At 63.2% G+C, this 21,866-nt stretch carries 22 protein-coding genes; 5 read left to right on the forward strand and 17 right to left on the reverse strand.

Annotated elements, in window-relative coordinates; genetic code table 11:
• Positions 1-130: 130 nt before the first annotated feature.
• Entirely contained in the window at positions 131-1,051 is a 921-nt protein-coding gene (locus AWB78_RS03550) for a dihydrodipicolinate synthase family protein (RefSeq protein WP_062602294.1), read from the forward strand.
• Here the strand turns inward: AWB78_RS03550 and AWB78_RS03555 are convergent, their stop codons facing one another.
• Entirely contained in the window at positions 1,052-1,975 is a 924-nt protein-coding gene (locus AWB78_RS03555; RefSeq protein ID WP_062602430.1) for a LysR family transcriptional regulator, read from the reverse strand.
• 114 nt (positions 1,976-2,089) lie between these two features.
• Here AWB78_RS03555 and AWB78_RS03560 point away from each other — a divergent pair, with 114 nt between their 5' ends.
• Positions 2,090-3,190 (forward strand): NADH:flavin oxidoreductase/NADH oxidase, encoded by a 1,101-nt coding sequence (locus tag AWB78_RS03560; RefSeq protein WP_062602295.1) that lies wholly within the window; start codon positions 2,090-2,092, stop codon positions 3,188-3,190.
• A gap of 86 nt (positions 3,191-3,276) precedes the next feature.
• On the opposite strand, the gene AWB78_RS03565 is transcribed toward AWB78_RS03560, so the two are convergent.
• From AWB78_RS03565 to AWB78_RS03585, 5 genes are read right to left on the reverse strand one after another with little or no spacing between them, the layout of a single operon-like run.
• Positions 3,277-3,966: a substrate-binding domain-containing protein gene (locus AWB78_RS03565; RefSeq protein WP_096031741.1), complete on the reverse strand. Its 690-nt coding sequence runs from the start codon at positions 3,964-3,966 to the stop codon at positions 3,277-3,279.
• An 8-nt stretch (positions 3,967-3,974) separates the two neighbouring features.
• Positions 3,975-4,658 carry a 4-carboxy-4-hydroxy-2-oxoadipate aldolase/oxaloacetate decarboxylase gene (ligK, locus tag AWB78_RS03570; protein ID WP_062602299.1) on the reverse strand — a complete coding sequence of 228 codons (684 nt, stop codon included), beginning with the start codon at positions 4,656-4,658 and terminating at the stop codon, positions 3,975-3,977.
• A gap of 2 nt (positions 4,659-4,660) precedes the next feature.
• Positions 4,661-5,686 carry an amidohydrolase family protein gene (locus tag AWB78_RS03575; protein WP_062602300.1) on the reverse strand — a complete coding sequence of 342 codons (1,026 nt, stop codon included), beginning with the start codon at positions 5,684-5,686 and terminating at the stop codon, positions 4,661-4,663.
• A gap of 15 nt (positions 5,687-5,701) precedes the next feature.
• Complete coding sequence (locus AWB78_RS03580; RefSeq protein WP_062602302.1) at positions 5,702-7,051, reverse strand: MFS transporter; 1,350 nt, start codon at positions 7,049-7,051, stop codon at positions 5,702-5,704.
• 27 nt (positions 7,052-7,078) lie between these two features.
• Entirely contained in the window at positions 7,079-8,380 is a 1,302-nt protein-coding gene (locus tag AWB78_RS03585) for a gallate dioxygenase (RefSeq protein ID WP_062602304.1), read from the reverse strand.
• Positions 8,381-8,677: 297 nt separating this feature from the next.
• Here AWB78_RS03585 and AWB78_RS03590 point away from each other — a divergent pair, with 297 nt between their 5' ends.
• Positions 8,678-9,064, forward strand: coding sequence for an ester cyclase (locus AWB78_RS03590; protein WP_062602306.1), 387 nt, complete (start codon positions 8,678-8,680; stop codon positions 9,062-9,064).
• Here AWB78_RS03590 and AWB78_RS03595 read toward each other — a convergent pair.
• From AWB78_RS03595 to AWB78_RS03630, 8 genes are all read right to left on the reverse strand, one after another.
• Positions 9,061-9,831 (reverse strand): ABC transporter ATP-binding protein, encoded by a 771-nt coding sequence (locus tag AWB78_RS03595; protein WP_062602307.1) that lies wholly within the window; start codon positions 9,829-9,831, stop codon positions 9,061-9,063. The two genes, AWB78_RS03590 and AWB78_RS03595, sit on opposite strands and share 4 nt — an antisense overlap.
• 11 nt (positions 9,832-9,842) lie before the next feature.
• Entirely contained in the window at positions 9,843-10,625 is a 783-nt protein-coding gene (locus tag AWB78_RS03600) for an ABC transporter permease (protein WP_062602309.1), read from the reverse strand.
• Positions 10,626-10,635: 10 nt separating this feature from the next.
• Entirely contained in the window at positions 10,636-11,460 is an 825-nt protein-coding gene (locus AWB78_RS03605; RefSeq protein ID WP_062602311.1) for an ABC transporter permease, read from the reverse strand.
• Positions 11,461-12,546 (reverse strand): ABC transporter substrate-binding protein, encoded by a 1,086-nt coding sequence (locus tag AWB78_RS03610; protein ID WP_062602313.1) that lies wholly within the window; start codon positions 12,544-12,546, stop codon positions 11,461-11,463.
• A gap of 68 nt (positions 12,547-12,614) precedes the next feature.
• Positions 12,615-13,553: a TauD/TfdA dioxygenase family protein gene (locus AWB78_RS03615; protein ID WP_062602315.1), complete on the reverse strand. Its 939-nt coding sequence runs from the start codon at positions 13,551-13,553 to the stop codon at positions 12,615-12,617.
• A 116-nt stretch (positions 13,554-13,669) separates the two neighbouring features.
• Positions 13,670-14,761, reverse strand: coding sequence for an NAD(P)H-dependent flavin oxidoreductase (locus AWB78_RS03620; RefSeq protein ID WP_062602317.1), 1,092 nt, complete (start codon positions 14,759-14,761; stop codon positions 13,670-13,672).
• A 29-nt stretch (positions 14,762-14,790) separates the two neighbouring features.
• Positions 14,791-15,705 (reverse strand): LysR family transcriptional regulator, encoded by a 915-nt coding sequence (locus tag AWB78_RS03625; RefSeq protein WP_062602318.1) that lies wholly within the window; start codon positions 15,703-15,705, stop codon positions 14,791-14,793.
• A 194-nt stretch (positions 15,706-15,899) separates the two neighbouring features.
• Positions 15,900-17,411: a CoA-acylating methylmalonate-semialdehyde dehydrogenase gene (locus AWB78_RS03630; RefSeq protein ID WP_062602320.1), complete on the reverse strand. Its 1,512-nt coding sequence runs from the start codon at positions 17,409-17,411 to the stop codon at positions 15,900-15,902.
• Between the two features lie 111 nt (positions 17,412-17,522).
• Between AWB78_RS03630 and AWB78_RS03635 the strand changes: the two genes are divergently transcribed.
• Positions 17,523-18,464 carry a LysR family transcriptional regulator gene (locus AWB78_RS03635; RefSeq protein ID WP_062602322.1) on the forward strand — a complete coding sequence of 314 codons (942 nt, stop codon included), beginning with the start codon at positions 17,523-17,525 and terminating at the stop codon, positions 18,462-18,464.
• A 72-nt stretch (positions 18,465-18,536) separates the two neighbouring features.
• On the opposite strand, the gene AWB78_RS03640 is transcribed toward AWB78_RS03635, so the two are convergent.
• Positions 18,537-18,848 (reverse strand): DUF4148 domain-containing protein, encoded by a 312-nt coding sequence (locus AWB78_RS03640; RefSeq protein ID WP_062602324.1) that lies wholly within the window; start codon positions 18,846-18,848, stop codon positions 18,537-18,539.
• Between the two features lie 260 nt (positions 18,849-19,108).
• On the opposite strand from AWB78_RS03640, the gene AWB78_RS03645 reads away from it, so the two are divergent.
• The gene (locus AWB78_RS03645) at positions 19,109-20,347 is read left to right on the forward strand and encodes an NAD(P)/FAD-dependent oxidoreductase (protein ID WP_198399198.1); all 1,239 of its coding nucleotides are present in this window, start codon (positions 19,109-19,111) and stop codon (positions 20,345-20,347) included.
• A gap of 4 nt (positions 20,348-20,351) precedes the next feature.
• On the opposite strand, the gene AWB78_RS03650 is transcribed toward AWB78_RS03645, so the two are convergent.
• Positions 20,352-21,248 (reverse strand): fructose bisphosphate aldolase, encoded by an 897-nt coding sequence (locus tag AWB78_RS03650; protein ID WP_062602431.1) that lies wholly within the window; start codon positions 21,246-21,248, stop codon positions 20,352-20,354.
• A gap of 174 nt (positions 21,249-21,422) precedes the next feature.
• Entirely contained in the window at positions 21,423-21,812 is a 390-nt protein-coding gene (locus AWB78_RS03655; protein ID WP_062602327.1) for a hypothetical protein, read from the reverse strand.
• Between the last annotated feature and the right edge of the window lie 54 nt (positions 21,813-21,866).

Consider the following 21,866-nt stretch of genomic DNA (forward strand, 5'->3'; position numbering starts at 1 on the left):
CCATCAGCGGAATTCAATAGACGGCTATCGCACAGTTTGCGAGACTGCTTTGCGTGGCAATGCAGCGCAAGCCGGGACGACTCACGCAGGCTCGTTCCGCGTCCAGAACAATCACAGGAGACACACTTCGATGGCTGCACCGACTTATCGCGGCGTATTTCCCGTCGCGCCGACCATCTTCGACGACCAGGGCCGGCTCGATCTCGAAGGCCAGAAGCGCGCGATCGACTTCATGATCGATGCCGGCTCGCACGGCGTATGCATACTCGCGAACTTCTCCGAGCAGTTCGCGCTATCGGACGCGGAGCGCGATACCGTTCAACGCACCGTGCTCGAACACGTGGCGGGCCGCGTGCCCGTCATCGTCACGACGACGCATTTCAGCTCGCGTGTCTGCGCCGAGCGCAGCCGTGCCGCGCAGGACGCGGGCGCGGCGATGGTCATGATCATGCCGCCGTATCACGGCGCGACCATTCGCGTCGGCGAGCGCGGCATTCACGAGTTCTATCGCGAAGTGTCCAATGCGATCGACATCCCGATCATGATCCAGGACGCGCCCGTCGCGGGCACGCCGCTCTCCGCATCGTTTCTCGCGAAGCTCTCGCGCGATATCGAGCACGTGTCGTACTTCAAGATCGAAACGGCGCAGGCCGCGTCGAAGCTGCGCGAACTGATCGAGCTCGGCGGCGATGCGATCGTCGGTCCGTGGGACGGCGAGGAAGCCATCACATTGATGCCCGACTTCGACGCGGGCGCGACCGGCGCGATGACGGGCGGCGGCTATCCGGACGGCATTCGCAAGATCGTCGATGCCTACTTCGCGGGCGATACGGAAAAGGCCGCGGAGCTGTATCAGCAATGGCTTCCGCTCATCAACTACGAGAACCGGCAATGCGGTCTCGCCGCGTGCAAGACCCTGATGAAGGAAGGCGGCGTGATTCGCTCGGATGCGGTGCGTCATCCGCTCGCGCCGATGCATCCCGCCGTGCGCGAAGGGCTGATGAAAGTCGCGCGCAGGCTCGATCCGCTCGTGCTGCGCTGGGGACACTGATCAACGGCGCGTTGCGGTCGAACGCTTCTTCTTCGGCTCCGCCTTCATCGCGGGAACGCCCACGCGTTCCCGCAAATACTGCACGGCCCGCGCGCATCGCGCGGGCAGCGGCCATTCGGCGCGGCGAATGAGCCACATCGTATCGTGCACCGGCGCGCCGCACTCCACGACGGCGATCGCTTCCGGCTTGCCGAACGCGATGCGCGCATATCGCGGTATCACGGTAAAGCCGAGCCCGCGCGCGACGAACTCCAGAATGAGGCTGATCTGGTTGCTGTAGCCTTGCCGCCGCAGGCTGCCGACGCCCGGATTGCCCGGAAAGCGCCGGCTCAACAGGCGAATCGCCGTGGCATGCCCTTCCGGATAGTCGATGAAGCCGAGCCGTTCGAGATCGCTCCACTCATGCACCTCCACGTTCGCGGGCACGACGAGTTCGAGCGGCTCCTCGATGAACTTGGTCGCTGCAAGACGCGGATCGTCGGGCTTCAATGCCACGATGCCCAGATCGTAACGGCTCTCCAGCACGGCTTCGAGCACTTCGGCATCCGGCGCGAAACGATGGCGCATCGTCCATTCGGGGCGCTGCTGCTGCAGATCGAGCAATAGCGGAAACAGCACGAGCCCGATGCTGCCCCGCGTGATGAGGCCGATCTCGCCCGCTTCGTCCTCGCTGTCGGACAGGCGCGATGCGAGACGTTTGCCCGCCAGCTCCATTTCATCGCAGTAGTCGATGAGCGCCCTGCCCGCCGGCGTGAGTTCGATGCCACGCGGGCGGCGAACCACGAGCAGCCCCAGCTCGTCTTCGAGATGGCGGAGATGCTGGCTCACGGCGGCCTGCGTCAGATCGAGCCTTTCAGCGGCGCGCGTGAAGTTGCCGAGATCGACGAGCGCAAGAAAGGTGCGCAGCCATTGCGGATTGAGTATCACGAAAATTTATTGATTCGATAATCTGCGGATAGTTTTCATTATGACACTGACCGTTTATCCTCGAGACCTCAATTCAATTCGACTTCGGTCATCCGAACCAGAGAATCTCAGATGTCAGCACTCTTCGCTCCGTTCAAACTGAAGGACGTCACGCTGCGCAATCGCATCGCCATTCCGCCGATGTGCCAGTACAGCGCCATCGACGGCTTCGTCAACGACTGGCACCTCAGTCATTATGCGAGCCTGGCGCGCGGCGGCGCGGGCCTCGTGATCGTCGAGGCGACGGGCGTGTCGCCGGAAGGCCGCATCACGCCGGGCTGCACGGGCCTCTGGGACGACGCGCACATCGAAGGCATGAAGCGCGTTGCCGAGGCGATCAAGGCGGCGGGCGCGGTGCCCGGCATCCAGATCGCGCATGCGGGCCGCAAGGCGAGCGCGAACCGTCCGTGGGAAGGCGACGATCACATCTCCCCCGACGATGCGCGCGGCTGGGACACGCTCGCGCCTTCGGCCGTCGCGTTCGGCGCGGGCCTGCCGAAAGTGCCGAAGGCGATGAGCCTGGACGACATCGAGCGCGTGAAGGCGGACTTCGCGGCGGCCGCGCGCCGTGCACGTGAAGCGGGCTTCGAATGGCTCGAACTGCACTTCGCGCACGGCTATCTCGCGCAGAGCTTCTTCTCCGTCGATGCGAACCAGCGCGATGACGAATACGGCGGCGATCTCGCGGGGCGCAGCCGCTTCCTCGTCGAGACCTTCGATGCGGTGCGCGAAGTGTGGCCGCAGAACCTGCCGTTGACGGCGCGTTTCGGCGTCATCGAATACGATGGCCGCGATGAAGCCACGCTGAAGGAGTCGATCGAACTGACGAAGACCTTGCGCCGCAAAGGCCTCGATCTGATGAGCGTGAGCGTCGGCTTTTCCACGCCTGCTGCGCGCATTCCGTGGGGTCCGGCGTTTCTCGGCCCGATAGCGGAACGCGTGCGGCGTGAAGCGGAGATTCCCGTTGCATCGGCATGGGGTTTCGATTCGCCGCCCAACGCGGAACACGCTGTCGAATCAGGTCAGCTCGACCTCGTGATGATCGGCCGCGCGCATCTTTCGAATCCGCATTGGCCGTATCAGGCAGCGAAGCAGTTGAAGGTCGAGCGGCCTTCGTGGGCCTTGCCCGCGCCGTATGCGCATTGGCTCGAACGCTACGCCGTGGCGGAATGAGCGTGGGGTGCTCGTGATGTGAAAAGGCGCGCAGTGGCTAGTTCAGCCGCTGCGCGCCTTGTTTATTGCACTTGCAACTATCTCGGTCAGCAGGGCTCCATGCCATGCTGTACTTTTGTGCTCTCGGCATCGCGTGAAGCCAGAAACGCAAGGAACGCGCGAGCGAGTTGCGGCGCGTTGGCGTTTGCGCATACCGCGCCCTCGAACACCGTCAACGTCTGAATCTCCGGCGGCAACATGCCGAGCACGTCGATGCCCGCCACGCCGGTCATTTCACTCATCTGCTGAAAGCCCAGTTCGAGTTCGCCCCGCGCGATGAGCGTGCCCACCGCGACGCCCGGCTGCGCCTGCACGATGCGCGACGCGATGCGTTCCGCAATGCCCCAACGCTCGAACAGATGCGTCAGATAGACGCCGCTCGGCCCCGTCGAATAGCCGATGCTGCGCGCCGCCAGCACCGCGTCGCGCACGGCAGTTTCATCGCCGATGGAAGGATGCGGCGCGCCGGAAGCAACCGCGACCGCGATACCCGAGCGCGCGATGCGCACGCGGCTCGTCGCATCGATACGTCCCGAAGCTGCGAGACGTTCGACCGCATCGGATGCCAGCACGACGATATCGAACGCCTCGCCTGCCTCGATACGCTTTGCCGCCGCGACGCCGCCCACCGATTCGATCGCGACACGCTGCCCCGATTTCGCTTCGAACGCAGCGGCGAGATCGTCGAGCACCTGGCGCGTCGCCATCGACGAGATGCCGGTGAGTGTCATCGTCATGTCAGCCATCAGTCGATATAGCGCAGACCCGCTTTTTCCAGCGGCTCCCGCATCTTGTACATGTCGAGGCCGAGCACGCCGCTCGCGAGCTTCGCGCGCTTCTCTTCTTCGAACGCCTCGCGCGCGATAGCCTTGTCGAGCACTTGCTGCGCCGATGCGCCGGGAACCACGACGACGCCGTCGTCATCCGCGACGATCACATCGCCGGGCGTGACCATCGCGCCTGCGCACACGACCGGAATGTTCACCGAGCCGAGCGTCGCTTTCACCGTGCCTTTCGCGGAGATCGCCTTGCTCCACACGGGAAAGTTCATCTCCGTCAGCACGCGCACATCGCGCACGCCGCCATCGATGATCAGCGCACGCGCGCCGCGCGCCTTGAAGCTCGTCGCGAGCAGATCGCCGAAGAAGCCATCGGTGTTCTCCGTCGTGCATGCCGCCACGACGACATCGCCCGGCCTGATCTGTTCGGCAGCCACATGCAGCATCCAGTTGTCGCCCGGTTGCAGAAGCACCGTCACGGCCGTGCCGCTCGCCTGCGCGCCGACGTAGATCGGCCGCATGTAGGTCTTCATCAGGCCGACACGGCCCATTGCTTCGTGCACGGTCGCCGAGCCGAGCGCGCCGAGCTTGTCGGCGGCATCCGCGTTCGCGCGATCGATGTTGCGATACACCACGCCAAGTTCGTACATGTTCAACGCCCCTTCGCTTTGAGCGCCGCATCCAGTCGCGGATACACGCGGCGCGCGTTGCCTTCGTAAATCTTGTAGCGCGCTTCGGGCTCGATGTGCGCGGCCTCGACATAGCGCTTCGTATCGTCGAAATAGTGTCCCGTTTCAGGATCGATGCCACGCACCGCGCCGATCATTTCGCTTGCAAACAAAATGTTGTCGACGGGAATCACGCGCGTCAGCAGGTCGATGCCCGGCTGGTGATACACGCAGGTATCGAAGAACACGTTGTTGAGCAAATGATCCTTCAGCAAGGGCTTTTTCAGCTCCTGCGCGAGACCGCGGAACCGTCCCCAGTGATACGGCACCGCGCCGCCGCCATGCGGAATCACGAACTTGAGCGTCGGGAAATCGCGGAACAGATCGGACGTGAGGCACTGCATGAACGCGGTCGTGTCCGCATTCAGGTAATGCGCGCCCGTCGTATGAAAACACGCGTTGCAGCTCGTGCTCACATGAATCATCGCGGGGATGTCGTACTCGACCATCTTCTCGTAGACCGGATACCAGTAGCGGTCCGAGAGCGGCGGGCTCGTCCAGTGCCCGCCGGATGGATCCGGGTTCAGGTTGATCGCGACATTGCCGTATTGCTCGACGCACTTCACGAGCTCGGGAATGCACGTCGATACATCGACGCCCGCACTTTGCGGCAGCATCGCCACGGGCACGAAGCTATCCGGGAACAACTGGCTCACGCGATAGCACAGCTCGTTGCAGATCGCGGCCCACGTGCTCGACACTTCGAAGTCGCCGATGTGATGCGCCATGAAGCTCGCGCGCGGGCTGAACACGGTGAGATCGAGACCGCGTTCGCGCATCAAACGAAGCTGATTGCTTTCGATCGATTCGCGCAGTTCGTCGTCGCTGATATGCAGCTCCGATGCCGCCGGCATCTCCGAAGGATTCGTGATGCCGGCGATCTGCCGGTTGCGCCACGCTTCCAGCGCTTTCGGCGCGGTGGTGTAGTGGCCGTGAATGTCGATGATCATCCTTTACTCCAGGTACTAGTGTGCTGCAGTCGTTTGTGCGTGCGCTTCGTCGGCATGCGTGCGTTGCGCGACGAGAATCGCGATGGCCGCGAGCGTCGCGGGCACGGCGAGCATCGCGAGAATCGCGCCGAACTCCCAGCCGAGGCCGAGCAGCGCGCCGCCGAATGCGGAGCCGAAGATGCTGCCGAAGCGGCCCATGCCGAGCATCCAGCTCACACCGGTTGCACGCGCAACCGTCGGATAACGTCCCGGCGCGAAGGCGTTGAGGCCCGTTTGCGCGCCGCTCATGCAGAAGCCCGCCGCGAACACGAGCACCGCGAGCGACGACGACAGCGCGCCGATCCACGCAAGCCCGAGCACGCACACCGCGCCGCCGAGATACGCCGCGCTGATGACCGGCGCGGGCCGTGCCTTGTCCATGATCCATCCGACGATGATCGCGCCGATCGTGCCGCCGATCTGGAACATCGCCGTGACGTTGGCGGCCGCCGAGACGGTGAGGCCCGCGTCCTTCATCAACGTCGGCAGCCAGCCGGTCAGCAGATAGATCACGAGCAGGCCCATGAAATACGTGGCCCACAGCGCGGCGGTCATCAGGCCATAGCCCTGCGAAAACAGCACGCCGATGGGCTTCTTCGTCGGCAGCGGCGGTTCGTTCGACACGAAGGTTTCGCTGCCGTCGAAGCGCGCGCCGCACACGCGGCCGAGCACCTTGCCGATGCGCTGCGATGTCGCGCCCCGCACGGCGAGCAGACGCGCCGATTCGGGCAGCAGCCAGATCTGCAGCGGAATCAATGCGAGCGGCAGCGCGCCGCCGAAGATCAGCACCGAGCGCCAGCCATGCACGGGAATCAGCCATCCCGCGAGGAAGCCGATCAACGCCGAGCCGAGATTGAAGCCCGTGAACATGATCGTGATGAGCAATGCGCGCTTGCGTTGCGGCGCGTATTCGGAGAGCAGCGTCGTCGTGTTGGGCATCGCGGCGCCGAGGCCGATGCCCGTCAATACGCGCAGAATCGCCATGCTCGACGGCGAGTTCGTGAACGCGGTCGCGATCGTGAACACGCCGAAGAGGAACACGGAGGTGATCAACACCCACTTGCGTCCGATGCGATCCGATGCCGGACCCGCCGCCAATGCACCGATCACGAGACCGATGGGCGCCGCGCTCATCACGAGCCCGAACGCGGGCCGCGAGATATGCCAGTCCGCGATGATCGAAGGCGCGACGAAGCCCATGATCGCGACGTCCATGCCGTCCGCCATCACGATCAGAAAGCACAGCGCCACCAGCAGCCACTGGTATGCGGAAATGGGCCGTTCGTCGATGAAGCCCTTGATGTCGATCGTTTTACCGCTGTTCATGTTTGTCTCCGTCTCCTTTGTTGGCCTTTATTGCTTGCCCTTTTCCGCCTTGTCCCAGTCGAGCTTGCCCGCGCCCTTGCCCGCGACCGAGTACAGCGCGCCGGGCGCATTGCGCGTCTTCTGGAATTCTTCGAGCGTTTCGCCACGCATCGCGGCATAGATATGCAGGTTCGATATGCCCGTCACCGCGCCGAGCTTTTCGAGCATGAAGAAGATCACGCCGTAATGAAGCAGGCCGCGCCAGTCGCGTCGGCGAATGAGGTCGCGTTCCTGCTCGCTGAGGCCTGCCGCTTCGAAGCTCGCTTCCTCGTCGCGCCTGAACGCCTCGCGATGCTCCGGCTCGACCATGCGATGCAGATAATCGTTGATGCGATATGCGCGGACCGCCGTTTCGATCGAGAACGGATAGGTGCCTTCGAGCTTCTCGACATCGGTCAGTTGCACGGCCATCTTCTGACGATGACGCTCGACGATCGCGGGCTTCGTCACACTGTCCTCGCCTTCATAGATCGCCGTCGCGATGCCGGCCATCGACGGCAGGTAATAGCTGCGATGCTTGCACACGACATTCGACGACAACGCGCCGCGCATCGTGAGCCACATGATCACTTCGGCGCCTTCATAGCCGCCGAGCGCCGCGTATTCCGCGATGGTCATATCCGCGAGTTGCTCGGGATCGCGCTCGAAGAGATCGAGGAAACGCGCATCCCATTCCGTGTTGTTGAAGCCCGAGCGCTCGCCATGCACCTGATGCGAGAGACCGCCCGTTGCGAGAATCGCGACCTTGATATCTTCCGGATAACTTTCGATTGCACGGCGCAGCGCCTGGCCGAGCTTGTAGAAGCGCCGAGCGCTCGGCACGGGCAATTGCAGCACGCCCATTTGCAGCGGCACGAGCTTGACCGGCCATTCGGGCTTGTGCGGGCACAGCATCGAAAGCGGCGAGAAGCAGCCGTGATCGAGCGGCTTGTTCTGGAAGAACGACATATCGAACTCGTCGGTCATGAGCGACGTGCCGATATGCGCGGCGAGCGCAGGATGACCTTTGATCGGCGGCAGATCGCGCGCGCCGCCGCCTTCGTCCGCGACGCGCCATTCCGGGCCCACGCCGAGCGCGAACGCCGAATAGTGATCGAAAAAGAACGACGTGACGTGGTCGTTATAGATCGTGACGATGACATCGGGCCGCTTCTCCGCGAGCCAGTTCGCGACCGGCGCGAAGTTCTCGAAGATCGGCGCCCAGACGGGATCGTCGCGCTTGTTCTTGTCGAACGCGAAACCGATGGTCGGTGTGTGCGAGGCGGCAATGCCTCCGATGATCCGTGCCATGTGCGCTACTCCTTCAGAATGCGTGGCCGAGCGGGCTTGCTTTAGGGAAACTGAAGCCGAAGGGTAGCGAGGAATGGCGCGTGGCGGGTGCTACGTGTTAACCAGAGGTTTGCCTGTCTGGATGGGGTTCCGGCATGGGGAAAGGCCGCTGGGGCGCGGCGGAGCGAGCGGTGCGCCGCGCTCGCGTGATGGTCACGCCGATAAATAAAACTGATGGCGCGTGAAGCAGGACGCAAGATGGCCGGTCCGAGCCGTGAGACCATGCGCGATACAGGGTCCAGAACCGGAGCTATCGATATGAACGGAGCCGAGCTTACGGATATCTATCGCGGCTACATCGCCTGCCTGAACGCGCAAGACTGGCCGCGTCTCGGCATGTTCGTTCATGATGCGCTGCGCTATAACGGCCGGGCGCTGACCGTCGATGATTATCGCGAGATGCTGAGGAAAGACTTCCGGGAAATCCCCGATCTCGTCTTCGATATTCAACTGCTGATTGCCGAGCCGCCGCACGTGGCGTGCCGCCTTCGGTTCGACTGCACGCCGAAGGCGGACTTCATGGGTTTGCACGTCGACGGGAAACGTGTCGTGTTTTGCGAGAACGTGTTCTATGCGTTTCGCGACGGGCGGATCGAGAATGTGTGGTCGGTGATCGATAAGGCGGCGATCGAAGGGCAGATCTAGCTCACTTCCGTAAAGAACGTCCCCACGATATCGTCGCGCAACTTGCCGACGCCGCGATCACCCAGCTTCCGCGGCCTCGGCAGCCCCACTTCGATCACCTCCCCGATCCTGCCCGGCCGCGCCTGCATCACCACGATCCGGTCCGAAAGCAGCACCGCCTCTTCCACATCATGCGTGACGAGCACCATCGTGATCCGTTCGTGCTCCCATATCCGCTGCAATTCGACCTGCAAACGCGCGCGCGTGAGCGCATCGAGCGCGCCGAGCGGTTCGTCGAGCAACAAGAGACGCGGCCGGTTCACGAGCCCTCGCGCAATCGCGACACGCTGCGCCATGCCACCCGACAACTGATGCGGATAATGCCGCTCATAACCGTTCAGCCCGACGAGCGCGACATGCTCCGCCACCGCACGCGCCTTCTCCGCTTTCGATAGCGGTGCATTGCGCAATGCAACGGCCACGTTCTGCTCCACATTCAGCCACGGAAACAGCCGATGATCCTGAAACACGATCCCGCGCGACAAGTCCGTCGTCACGACGCGCTCGCCGCCGAACTCGATCTCGCCATCATGATCGCCGTCGAGTCCCGCGATGAGCCGCAGCAACGTCGACTTCCCGCAACCGCTCGCCCCGACGATGCTCACGAACTCCCCCGTCGCAATCGAAAGATCGATGCGATCGAGAACCGGCGACGCATCGTCGCCATTGAACCGCTTGCCAACATGCCGCAGCGTCAAACCACTGTCTTGCTCGATTACCGTCGTCATCTGGATTCTCCTCAAGCTATGCGCGATGCATCGAACCAGCGCCGCTGCACGCCTCGCGCAAACGCATTCAACGCCCACCCGGTCAAACCGACCACGATCACGCCGAACACGACGAGATCCATTCGAAATTGCTCGCTGCCATCGACGAGCGTATTGCCTATCCCGCTGCCCGCGACGAGCAGATATTCCGCACCCAGCGTCGCGAGCCACGAATAGATGAGCGCGAGATAAACGCCCGTGAAGATCGAAGGCAACGCGGCGGGCAACACGATATGCGCCAAAGTCTGCAACTTGCCATAGCGATACGCCCGCGCCACGTCGAGCCAGTTCGGCGGCACCGCGCGAATGCCGTCGCTCGTATGCATCACGACAGGCACCAGCGCGGCGAGCGACAGGAACACGACCTTCGCGACATCGCCCAATCCGAACCACACGGATATCAGCGGTATCCATGCGAAGAGCGACACTTGCTTGAACGTATTGAAGCTCGGTGCAATCGCGCGATTCGCAAGCCGCGATACGCCGAGCAATGCGCCGAGCACGAGGCCGAGCGTCGTGCCTATCGCAAAGCCCGTCAACTCACGCCCAAGCGAAGCCGACAACGCGCGCACGAGCGCCCCGCTTCGAACCTGCGCCACGGCTGTATCCCAGACTTGCGCAGGCGAAACCATCACGCCGTGCCCCACTTGCGCGCCGCGCGATACGAACCACCACACGGCGAGCGCGGCGATCGGCAGCACGAGGCCGCGCCACGATCCCTTGACGGTGCCCGCTTCCCAATCCAGTGTCGACATGATGTGCTCCTCAGTGGGTCCGGCCGCGCTGCAGCTTGCGCTCGAATGCATTGAGCAGACGATCCGCGGCATAACCGATCGCGCCGACGATCAGCACCGCAGCCAGCACGAGATCGAGCTGAAAGAGCTGACGTCCATACACGATCAGATAACCGAGCCCTTCCGACGACGCGACCAGTTCGACGACGACGAGCGTCAGCCACGCCTTCGTGAACGCGAGCCGCACACCCGTACCGATGACCGGAATCGCCGAAGGCAAGGTCACGCGCGTAATGACTTGCCAGCGCGTATAGCGATACACCGACGCCACTTCCTGCAATGCGCGCGGCGTGCCGCGAAAGCCTTGCAACGTCGAGAGCGTGACGGGAACGAGCGCGGCATGCCCGATGAGCAGATACTTCAACGGCTCGCCGATCCCGACGACGATCATCAGGAACGGCAACCAGCCGAGCACGGGCACCTGCACGATCGCGTTGAAGCTCGGCAGAACATAAGCCTCCAGCGTGCGCGACAGGCCGAGCAAACCGCCCAGCACGATGCCGAGCGCCACGCCGCCACCGAACCCGACCGCCGCGCGCGTCATGCTCGCGGACAGATTCATCCACAACTCGCCGTTCTTTACGAGCGCGCCGAGCGTTTCGAACACGAGCGCGGGCGGCGGCAGCACTTGCGCCGAGATCCAGCCATAACGCGAACCCGGAAGCCACAGCAGCGCGCACACGCAAGGCACGATCCACGGCAACGCAGTCCAGCCGATGATGCGCAGCGTATCGTTCGATAAGGGCTTGCGTGTGCGATCCGCAGGCAGGAAAACACGAGTCAGGGCATTGGCCATTTACCGATTCTCCGCAAGACTTTGAGCGACGGGCTTGCCCGATGCATCGAAGCGCGGCCAGTACGCTTCGAGCTTCAGCGACTTCAACGCCTGATTCAAATACTTCGGCTCGAACCAGCCGTTCACGCTGACGGGCTGACGAATCAGGTTCAGGCGCAACGCATCATCGGCGACGGATTGATAACGCGCGACGAGAAACGGATCGATGAGCGGCGACATGCGGTCCTTCAACGGCTGGTTCGCATATTCGGACGCCCACGATTCAGTCGGCACGCCGCTCTTCGCCCACAACGCGAACAGCGCATTGCGATTGGCTTCGTCGGAAGACCATTGCGCCGCCTGAACGACCGCTGTTACGACCGTCTGCACCGTGTCCGGATGCGCGCGTTCGAAATCTTCGAGCACGAGCAGATGCGCCTGTCGCGTGAGCTGCAAGCCATCGTCGCGCGATGCATAGACGATCTTCGCAAGTCCCTGGCGTTGCAGCTTGAAGAGCGAGTAGTCGAGAAACACCGCATCGACGCCTTTGGATGCGAGCGCGGCTTGCGCGGCGGCGGTATCGAGATTGATCACGCGCAGATCGCGTTCGGTGAGGCCGTTTTGCTTGAGCACGTTATCGGCGACGAGCTGCAGATTCGTGCCGCGAAAAATGCCGACGCGCTTGCCCTTCAGATCCTTCACGCTCTTGATATCGGAATCGGGCGGCACGGCGAGATACACGCCCGTGCGCACATTCGACGCCAGCAGCAAATGCGTCTTCAGGCCATTCGCGCGGCCGAGCACCGAAGGGAGGTCGCCCTGATACGCGAAGTCGACCTGCTTGTTCGCGAGCGCCTCGTTCACCGCAGGCCCCGCGCCCTTGAAGAAAATCCATTCGACCTTGACGTGCTCAGACTGCAACGCATCTTCGACACGATGCTGCAATAGCGCGGTCGCCGCAGGCGAGCCGCCGAAAACAGGCGGATCGCCGCTGCCCTGTTGCGCGACGCCGATGCGCACGACCGAAGGATCGGCGGCATGCGCCGGACCGATGAGCGCGGCAACGAGCGCCGCCGCGCCGACGAGGAGCTTGAATCGTAGTGTCATCGTGCAATGAAGAAGAGTGGATCGCTGGCGATGACGCTTCATCGCCAGTGCGTGCGATAAAAAGCGCTTCAGGACGCGCGCGTTTCCTGGCTGACGATGCGGCTCGTGCGCCCGTCGATGCCCACGGGCACATCGCCGTGAACGGTCGCGCGGCGCACCACGCGATGCGCGTCGCCGTAATCGGCCACGGCGTAGTGCTGCGTCGCGCGGTTGTCCCAGATCGCGACGTCGCCTTGCGTCCAGCGCCAGCGCACGGTGTTTTCGAGGCGCGTCACATGGTCGTGGAAGAGCTCGATCAAACGATCCGAATCGCGCTGCGAAAGGCCGATGAAGCGCTGCACGAAGTGGCCGAGCACGAGCGTGCGCTCGCCGGTTTCAGGATGCACGCGCACGACCGGATGCTCCGTTTCATAGAGCGTGGAGGTGAACTGCTTGCGATACTCGCGCTCGGTTGCGGTGTCGGGCACGTTGCGTGTCGCCGCATAGTCGTAAGCGTTCGAATGCAGCGCCCAGAGCGTGTCGGCGAGATCGCGCAGTGCTTGCGGCAGGTTCGCATAGGCGGCGGCGGTATTGGCCCACACGGTATCGCCGCCGGCGGGCGGGATCACGACGCCGCGCAGGATCGAAATCTTCGGGTACGCATCGACGAAAGTGACATCCGTGTGCCAGGAGTTCGCGCGCGTGCCATGCTTCGAATCGAGTTCTAGCAGACGGCTGCCGCTCGAAAGCGCCGGCACAGTGGGATGCGCGACGGTCTCGCCGAAACGCGCGGCGAATGCTTCCTGCGCGGCGTCGTCGAGATGCGACTGGCCGCGGAAAAACAGCACCTTGCGTTCGAGCAGCGCCTTGTTGATCGCGTCGATCGCGGCATCGTCGAGATCGGCGGAAAGCGTCACGCCGCGCACTTCCGCGCCGATGCGCCCGCCTATCGGGCGCACCTGGAACGGCTCATTCGATGCGACAGGCTGAAGCGTGGATTCGGCGGCGAGCGTGGGGATATCGGACATCGAAAACTCCGTTGGTATGCGTTTGTCGGATGCAGGCCGCATGCAATGCGACGGAAACATTGAAGCATCGACAGGACGTTCGACCAACGAAGCGTTTCGACTATGCTTTACAGCGATCAGCGCGATGCATATTGCTGCAGGCTGGCGATGCTTTCCCGCAGTTCCGCTTGCAGACGCGCCATCAATTCGGCTGCGGGCAACTCACGCACGAGCGCGGCTGCCTGTCCGGCCCATTGCGCGCCGTAGCCGAACTCGCCCTTTGCCTTCGCGGCCGCATGCAGCGACTTGCCGGCATCGTAGGTGATGGGATACGCGGGAATCTCAGGCGCTTGCGCATTGCGTCCCAGTTCCGTGAACCTGTTGACGAGGCTGCGCGCCTTGCGGCCCGAGATCGCCGATGTGAACGTCGTGCGGCTGGAGGCATCGCTCAGAATAGCGCGACGGTATCCCGCATCGATCGATGTCTCCGTGCACGGCACGAACGCGGTGCCGAGCTGCGCGGCCTGCGCGCCCAATGCAAGCGCCGCCGCGATGCCCGCGCCATCCATGATGCCGCCCGCCGCGATCACGGGCACGTCGAACCTGCTCGCGAGAAGACGCGTGAGCGCGAAGGTGCCGAGGTTGTCGTCATCGGCTTCGGTGTCGAAGATACCGCGATGCCCGCCCGCTTCGATTCCTTGCGCGACGATCGCATCCATGCCCGCCGTAGCCACTTGCTCCGCTTCACGCACATTCGTTGCAGATGCAATCAGTTTGATGCCCGCGCCGCGCAACGCATCGATATATTCCTTCGACGGCAAGCCGAAATGAAAACTCACGATAGCCGGCTTCTCTTCGACGAACACCTCGAGCATCGCTTCATCGACGACGAAGCTCGTATAGATCTCGCTCAGCTTTTCGGGCGGCGTCGCGCCGTACTGCGCGAACACGGGCGAGAGCCAGTCCGTCCATGCCTTCTCCACGGCGCCATTCGCGGTCGCGGGCGCATGACAGAACACGTTGATGTTGAACGGCTTGTCGGTGAGCTCGCGCGTTTCGCGGATCACCTTGCGCGCGCCTTCCGCGTTCATCGCGCCGACGCCGAGCGAGCCGAGCCCGCCCGCATTCGATACGGCTGCCGCGAGCGCGGGCGTGCTCACGCCTGCCATCGGCGCCTGAATGATGGGCGTGTCGATGCCCAGTAGCGATGTCAATGCGTTCTTGCTCATGGCGTTGAGTCCTTTAAACGTTGCATGGTTCAACGCGTGACGAGCTTCTCGACGATGAAGTCGACGAAAGCCCGCACGCGCGACGACAAATGCCTTGCATGCGGATACAGCAGGATGAACGGCCTGCTGCATCCACCGAAATCGCGCAGCACTTCGGTGAGCGTGCCCGCGCGCAAATGGTCTTCGACGGTGAAGCGATAGATTTGAAAGAGGCCCGCGCCATTGAGCGCGAGCGGAATGCCCGCGAGCGCATCGCCGGAGGTTCCGTAGCCGCCTTGCGTCGTCATGTCGACGGGCTCGCCGTTCTGCATGAATAGCCACGGCACGGGACGCCCGGTGCTCGGCATATCGAACTGAATGCATTCGTGCGCGAGCATGTCTTCGATGGTCTTCGGCGTACCCTTGCGCTTCAGATAAGCTGGCGATGCCACCACGACGAGTTCCGCATCTTCGAGCTTGCGCGCGATGAGACCGGAATCGCGCGGCGCGCGTCCGCGTATCGCGAGGTCGAAGCCTTCATCGGCGAAATCGATATTGCGGTTGCTCAGATGCGCTTCGACCGTCACATCGGGATAGCGCGTGCGAAACTCCGCAAGCAGCGGCAGCACGCGATAGTGGCCGTAAGGCGTCGGCATGCTGATGCGCAGCACGCCCTTCGGGCTGGTCTGCTGGCCGGTGGCTTCGCGCTCCGCTTCGGCAAGACGATTGAGCGCGTCGCGGCATTGCTCGAAGTAGCGGCGGCCCGCATCGGTCAGGCGAATCTGGCGCGTCGTGCGCACGAAGAGCCGCACGTCGAGGCGCTTTTCGAGCCGCGCGACGGAACGGCTCACCGCGGCGGGCGTCACGCTCGCCGCGGTGGCCGCGAGCGTGAAGCTGCCGAGCTCCGCCGCGAGGCAGAATAGTTCGATGCTGCCGAGAAGAAGATCGTCGAATTGCCGCTGCATGTCGGATGACCTGGCGTCATTGTCGGTGAATCTTCGCCGCTTGCAGTGGCGCGGTCAACCGACACCATTTCATTTGAGTTGTGACGCGCGGGAACGGATCGCGATGAACCGCCCAAAACGAATCGCCCGCTTCTTCCATTCAGGAAAAAGCGGGCGATATTCATACGCTCAGTGCACAAGCAGCGATCGCAGCCTTACTTCGCCGTCGGCATCGCGAACTCCGCGCCCTTCTCGGTGCTTTCGGGCCAGCGCTGCATGATCGACTTCTGCTTCGTATAGAAACGCACGCCTTCCTCGCCGTATGCGTGCATGTCGCCGAAGAGGCTGCGCTTCCAGCCGCCGAAGCCGTGCCATGCCATCGGCACCGGAATCGGCACGTTGATGCCCACCATGCCCACTTCGATGCGTCGGCCGAATTCGCGCGCGACGTGGCCATCGCGCGTATAGCATGCAACGCCGTTGCCGAACTCGTGCTCGTTGATCAGATCGACCGCTTCGCTGAAGTCCTTCACGCGCACGCACGCGAGCACCGGCCCGAAGATTTCTTCCTTGTAGATGCGCATTTCCGGCGTGACGTGATCGAACAGCGTGCCGCCCGTGAAGAAGCCGTCTTCGTGGCCCGGCACCTTGTAGCCGCGTCCATCGACGACGAGCTTCGCGCCTTCTTCGACACCCAACGCGATATAGCCTTCGATGCGCTCCAAAGCCTGACGCGTGACGATCGGGCCCATTTCCGCGTCGTCTTCCATGCCGTTCTTGATCTTGAGCTGCTGCGCGCGCTCGGCGAGACGCGGCACGATCTTGTCGGCGACATCGCCCACCAGCACCGCGACCGAGATCGCCATGCAGCGCTCGCCCGCCGAACCGTAGCCCGCGCCGATCAGCGCATCGACGGCCTGATCGAGATCGGCATCGGGCATCACGACCATGTGATTCTTTGCGCCGCCGAGGGCCTGCACGCGCTTGCCGTGCTTTGCGCCCGTTTCATAGATGTAGTTCGCGATCGGCGTCGAACCGACGAAGCTGATCGCCCGCACTTGCGGATGCGTGAGCAGCGCATCGACGACGACTTTGTCGCCCTGCACGACGTTGAAGATGCCATCGGGCAAACCGGCCTGCTTCAGCAGATCGGCCATGAACAGCGACGCCGACGGATCGCGCTCGCTCGGCTTCAGGATGAACGCGTTGCCCGCCGCGATCGCGACCGGGAACATCCAGCACGGCACCATGCACGGGAAGTTGAACGGCGTGATGCCCGCGACGATGCCGAGCGGCTGGCGCGTCGTCCAGTTGTCCATGCCCGTCGAAACCTGCTCCGTGTAATCGCCCTTCAGCAGTTGCGGAATGCCGCACGCGAATTCGATCACGTCGATGCCGCGCGACACTTCGCCCTGCGCATCCGAAAACACCTTGCCGTGCTCGGCGGTGATGATCGCGGCGAGTTCGTCGCGGTGCTTGTTCATCAGTTCGAGGAACTTCAGCATGACGCGCGCGCGGCGGATCGGCGGCATGTCGCGCCAGGCCGGGAACGCGGCTTTCGCGCTCGCGACAGCTGCATCGACATCGGCGGCTTCACCCAGCACGAGCTTGCGCGGACGTTCGCCCGTTGCGGGATTGAACACCGGCTGCGTGCGCGTGGCCGAGCCATGCGTGCGCTCGCCGTGAATGTAGTGAACCACGTCGGCCGTATCGTTGAACGCTTGCATCTCGTCTCCTTCACTGAATGATTTGTCGATGGACACAGTGTAGGAAGCATCGCGTCCCGTGCAAAGACGCTATGATTGAACTCATTGTTTATATCGGCAAACAATCAGCTGATGGACGAGCAAAAGATCGAAGGTCTCTGGACCCATTTGCACTGGCTCACCGTGCTCGCGGAACAGGGCAGCTACACGGCGGCGGCGGCGCGTCTGAACGTCTCGAAAGCCGCGATGAGCCAGCGCATCGCCGAACTGGAGCGCGCGGCGGGCGTGCCGCTCGTCACGCGCACGACGCGCAGCGTGCGTTTTACCGAAGCGGGCCGCCGACTCGTCGACGATACGCGCGAGCAGTACGAGCGCATCGCATCGAGTTTCCTGAGCGTGAAGGAGACGGCGGGCGTCGCGCGCGGCCTGATCCGCGTGACCGCGCCGATGGCCTTTTCGCGGCAGCAGCTCGTGCCGAGAATGTCGGGGTTTCTGCACGCGCATCCGGACGTGCGCGTGCAGCTGGAAGCATCGGACAGATTGAGCTCCATCGCGACCGAAGGTTTCGATCTCGCGGTGCGGCACAGCGCGCAGGTGCCGGACACGCATGTCGCCTGGAAGCTGTGCGATACGCATTCGGTGATCGTCGCGACGCGCGCGTATCTGAAGCGGCGCGGCACGCCCGCGACGCCGAACGATCTCGCCACGCACGATTGCCTCGTCTATCCGCGGCCGCAGGCGTCGAGCATCTGGTCGTTCGAGCGAAAAGGCGGCCGCAAGAGTTCGACCGGCCCTCATACGCTGGCCGTGAGCGGGCCTTTTTCAGCGAATAACAGCGAGGTTCTGCGCGATGCCGCGCTCGACGATATCGGCATCGCGCTGCTGCCGGATTTCACCGCGCAGGCCGCCGTGCAGGCGGGCAAGCTCGTCGTGCTCTTGCCTGAGTGGCGTCCCGTCGGCGCATTCGCGGATCAGCTTTTCGTGGTGCGGCCTTATGCGCCGCATGTGCCGCGTGCGGTCGCGCTATTCATCGGATATTTGCGCGAGGCTTTTGCAGGCGGGTTTCCGCTCTAGCTTGCACGGCAGAAGGCATAAAAACAAAACGCGCCCGCTTTCACGCGGGCGCGTCTCGTACCCCCTTGCTGCTTAGTGATGCGCATACGTCGGGACCACATCGGCTTGAACCGAGCGCGCGCCCGATTGCGATGAACCTGCCGCCGCGCCGCCGTATGCGCTTTGCGCGGTGCCGTTCTGCGCGGCGATGCGCGCTTCAGCCGCCTGAATGTCAGCGGGATACTTCGAGTCGCTCACCATGCCGGGGTTATAACCGGCCTTTTCCAGTTGAACGATTTCGGCGCGTACTTGCTCGCGCGTCAGGGGTTGATTCGATTGCGCGAACGATGCGACCGGAGCGGCAAAAGCAAGGGCGACCGCTGCAATACCAATGAGCTTGTTCATGATTATTTCCTCCGTACTGAAGTTATCGAGTTGTCGCTTACGCTGCCTGTTCTTGCTCGTTCGCGACCGTTGAAGAGAGTTTAAGTAGCGCTCTTCTTAGGGTAAATACCTAAAACACGAAATCACTTTTGGCGAAAACCCGACTAATCCAATGACGAACGGACAGACCCGAAATTGAACGTATCGGCTATAACCAAAGCGCAAGCACCTTTGTTTTCAGCATGGGTGAAACGAACGATCGTTCATTCATGGGAATGACCTTGAAACGAATCCTGGTGATCGGCGCGGGCTTCGCCGGTCTGTGGAGCGCGCTTTCGGCGGCGCGCAAGCTGGATGAACTTCATCGCAGCGATGAGACCGAGGTCGCGGTCGTCAATCCCGCGCTTTTTCATAGCGTGCGGGTGCGCAACTATGAGCAGCCGCTCGATCCGACACTCGTGCAGCTCGACACCGTGCTCGGCCCCGCAGGCGTGCGGCTGATCCAGGCGAAGGCGACGGACATCGACAGCACGAACCGGCGCGTGACGATCGAACGCGAAGGTGTGCCCGAAGCGCTCGATTACGATCGGCTGATCCTCGCTGCGGGCAGCGTGCTCGTGCGGCCGCCCATTCCCGGCCTAGACCGCTTTTCGTTCGATGTCGATACCTACGCGGGCGCGTGCAAGCTGCAGGCGCATCTGCTCACCTTGCCCGCGCTGCCCGACTCGCCGGGCCGCTACACGGCGGTCGTCGTCGGCGCAGGGCTGACGGGCGTCGAGCTCGCGGCGGAACTGCCCGCGCGGCTCGCCGAAATCGTCGCGAACAGCGATCGCGGCAAGGTGCGCGTCGTGCTCGCCGACCGCTCGGCGACGATCGCGCAATCGATGGGCGGCGCGCAGCCCGTCATCGAAGGCGCATTGAAGACGCTCGATGTCGAGATGCGGCCGGGCGTGTCGCTCGAATCGCTCGACGGCCAGAGCGTGACGCTCACCGATGGCGCCACGAGCGAGCGCATCGAGGCGGCGACGGTCGTCTGGTGCGGCGGCATGCACGCGAACGCGCTCGCGGGGCAATTGCCGGTCACGCTCGATCCGCTCGGGCGCGTGCCGGTCGATGCCTTCCTGCGTGCGGAAGGCGTGCCGGGCGTGTTCGCGGCGGGCGATTGCGCGCGTATTCTGATCGACGGCACGCGGCCATCGGTGATGTCGTGCCAGCATGGCCGGCCGATGGGACGTTACGCGGGCAACAACGCCGTCTGCGATCTATACGGCATCGAGATGCTGCCGCTTTCGATCGACTGGTACACGACCATCTGCGATCTCGGGCCGTGGGGCGCGGTGTACACGGAGGGATGGGACAGGAAGCTCGTCTCTCAGGGCGAGACGGCGAAGGCGACGAAGCGCACGATCAACGCGGACCGAATCTATCCGCCGAAGACCGGCGTGCGCGAGGACATCTTCCGGGCGGCGGCGCCCGTCGTGCAGACACCGCCGCCTACAGAACGCACGGACAAGCGATAAAGGATCAGACCTTTTCGACGGACGCGTCGTAGATTTCGTTGATCGACTCTTCGAGCGTCTTGTCGAACTCGCTTTCGCTCATCGGCTTCTTCAGCTCGTTGATGAGCGCACGCGAGAAGCTCGCGATCATGCCGTGGTTCTGCGCGAGCTTCTTGCACGCGTCGGCGCGCGTATAGCCGCCCGACAGCGCGACGACACGCACGACACGCGGATGCTCGATCAGCGGACGATAGAAATCCGGCTCGTCGGGGATGGTCAGCTTGATCATCACGTTGCTCGATTCCGGCAGCGCGTCGAGGCCCTTCAGCAGTTCGTCGCGGAGAATCTTTTCCGCGCCCTTCTTGTCCGGGCTCTTGATCGAGACTTCGGGTTCGAGAATCGGCACGAGTCCATGCTTGATGATCTGCGCGCCCACTTCGAACTGCTGCTTCGCCACCGCGGCGATGCCCTTCTCGTCGGCCTTCTGGATCACCGAGCGCATCTTCGTGCCGAACACGCCGAGCTTCACGGCGCGCGCGAGAAGATCGTCGAGGCCGGGAATCGGCTTCATGATCTGCACGCCGTCCGCTTCGGCTTCGAGACCCTTGTCGACCTTCAGGAACGGCACGACGCCGCGATCTTCCCAAAGGAAGGTGGGAACCGGCTTGCCTTCTGCTTCGCCGTCCATCGTGCGCTCGAACAGAATCGCGCCGATCACCTTATCGCCCGTGAACGAAGGCGCGGTCATGATACGCACGCGCATTTCATGCATCAGCTTGAACATTTCGGCGTCGCCGTTATAGGCGTCGTCCGGAATTCCATATTGCCGCAGCGCGCCGGGCGTCGATCCGCCGCTCTGATCCAGAGCAGCGATGAAACCATTCTTCTCAGCCATTTGCGCGAGCATCTTTTCGTTAGCCACGAACATTTCCTCCTCGAAGTTCAAACACCGGACTGTGTGCCTGCACGGCCCGGGCTTATGGTTCAGCTTCTGCAAGTGTAATGGTTTTGATGGGCGCTCAAGTCGTGCAAATCCGCCATTTGCGCGCAAATGGGGCGTTATCGTGCGCTGGCGCACGGCCCGGCATGGAAAAACTCACGAAGCGGCGGAGTTGAGATCCCCCGCATTTCCGGAGCGCCAGACCATGTTCAACGCGCGGCGCATAAACGATGGCGCGCGTTCGAATGCGGCGGCCTGCGGCATTTCCGCATGATCGTTCGATGTTTCGATCACGGCTTCGACGATCTCCGTCTCTCGTGGAGGAGGCGCGAGCTTCTCATGCGCATCGCCGCAGCGCTGGTTGAGCACGCGGCGCATCTCGGGGTCGTCGATGAGCGCTTGCGCGGTCGCCATGCCGCGCTCGAATAGCAGCGCATAGGCGATATCGGTGAAATCCTCATAGCGGCCGCTATCGGCCAGCTCGAACGCCAGCTCAAGGGTGCGCTGGCGTTTCCATGCGTCGAGATCGTCGTGGCTTGTGTTCACAGAGGCCCTCTTCTTCGCGCTGAGGTGCCAATGATGTTAGCCCGTGCCGCAGCG

The sequence above is a fragment of the Caballeronia calidae genome, assembly GCF_900044055.2.
GTDB classification, from domain to species: Bacteria; Pseudomonadota; Gammaproteobacteria; order Burkholderiales; family Burkholderiaceae; genus Caballeronia; species Caballeronia calidae.

Bases quoted from the DNA above. Each gene is read 5' to 3' on its own strand.
- AWB78_RS03550 (WP_062602294.1), top strand. From the start codon at position 131: ATGGCTGCACCGACTTATCGCGGCGTATTTCCCGTCGCGCCGACCATC.
- AWB78_RS03560 (WP_062602295.1), top strand. From the start codon at position 2,090: ATGTCAGCACTCTTCGCTCCGTTCAAACTGAAGGACGTCACGCTGCGC.
- AWB78_RS03565 (WP_096031741.1), bottom strand. From the start codon at position 3,966: ATGACGATGACACTCACCGGCATCTCGTCGATGGCGACGCGCCAGGTG.
- ligK (WP_062602299.1), bottom strand. From the start codon at position 4,658: ATGTACGAACTTGGCGTGGTGTATCGCAACATCGATCGCGCGAACGCG.
- AWB78_RS03575 (WP_062602300.1), bottom strand. From the start codon at position 5,686: ATGATCATCGACATTCACGGCCACTACACCACCGCGCCGAAAGCGCTG.
- AWB78_RS03580 (WP_062602302.1), bottom strand. From the start codon at position 7,051: ATGAACAGCGGTAAAACGATCGACATCAAGGGCTTCATCGACGAACGG.
- AWB78_RS03585 (WP_062602304.1), bottom strand. From the start codon at position 8,380: ATGGCACGGATCATCGGAGGCATTGCCGCCTCGCACACACCGACCATC.
- AWB78_RS03590 (WP_062602306.1), top strand. From the start codon at position 8,678: ATGAACGGAGCCGAGCTTACGGATATCTATCGCGGCTACATCGCCTGC.
- AWB78_RS03595 (WP_062602307.1), bottom strand. From the start codon at position 9,831: ATGACGACGGTAATCGAGCAAGACAGTGGTTTGACGCTGCGGCATGTT.
- AWB78_RS03600 (WP_062602309.1), bottom strand. From the start codon at position 10,625: ATGTCGACACTGGATTGGGAAGCGGGCACCGTCAAGGGATCGTGGCGC.
- AWB78_RS03605 (WP_062602311.1), bottom strand. From the start codon at position 11,460: ATGGCCAATGCCCTGACTCGTGTTTTCCTGCCTGCGGATCGCACACGC.
- AWB78_RS03610 (WP_062602313.1), bottom strand. From the start codon at position 12,546: ATGACACTACGATTCAAGCTCCTCGTCGGCGCGGCGGCGCTCGTTGCC.
- AWB78_RS03615 (WP_062602315.1), bottom strand. From the start codon at position 13,553: ATGTCCGATATCCCCACGCTCGCCGCCGAATCCACGCTTCAGCCTGTC.
- AWB78_RS03620 (WP_062602317.1), bottom strand. From the start codon at position 14,761: ATGAGCAAGAACGCATTGACATCGCTACTGGGCATCGACACGCCCATC.
- AWB78_RS03625 (WP_062602318.1), bottom strand. From the start codon at position 15,705: ATGCAGCGGCAATTCGACGATCTTCTTCTCGGCAGCATCGAACTATTC.
- AWB78_RS03630 (WP_062602320.1), bottom strand. From the start codon at position 17,411: ATGCAAGCGTTCAACGATACGGCCGACGTGGTTCACTACATTCACGGC.
- AWB78_RS03635 (WP_062602322.1), top strand. From the start codon at position 17,523: ATGGACGAGCAAAAGATCGAAGGTCTCTGGACCCATTTGCACTGGCTC.
- AWB78_RS03640 (WP_062602324.1), bottom strand. From the start codon at position 18,848: ATGAACAAGCTCATTGGTATTGCAGCGGTCGCCCTTGCTTTTGCCGCT.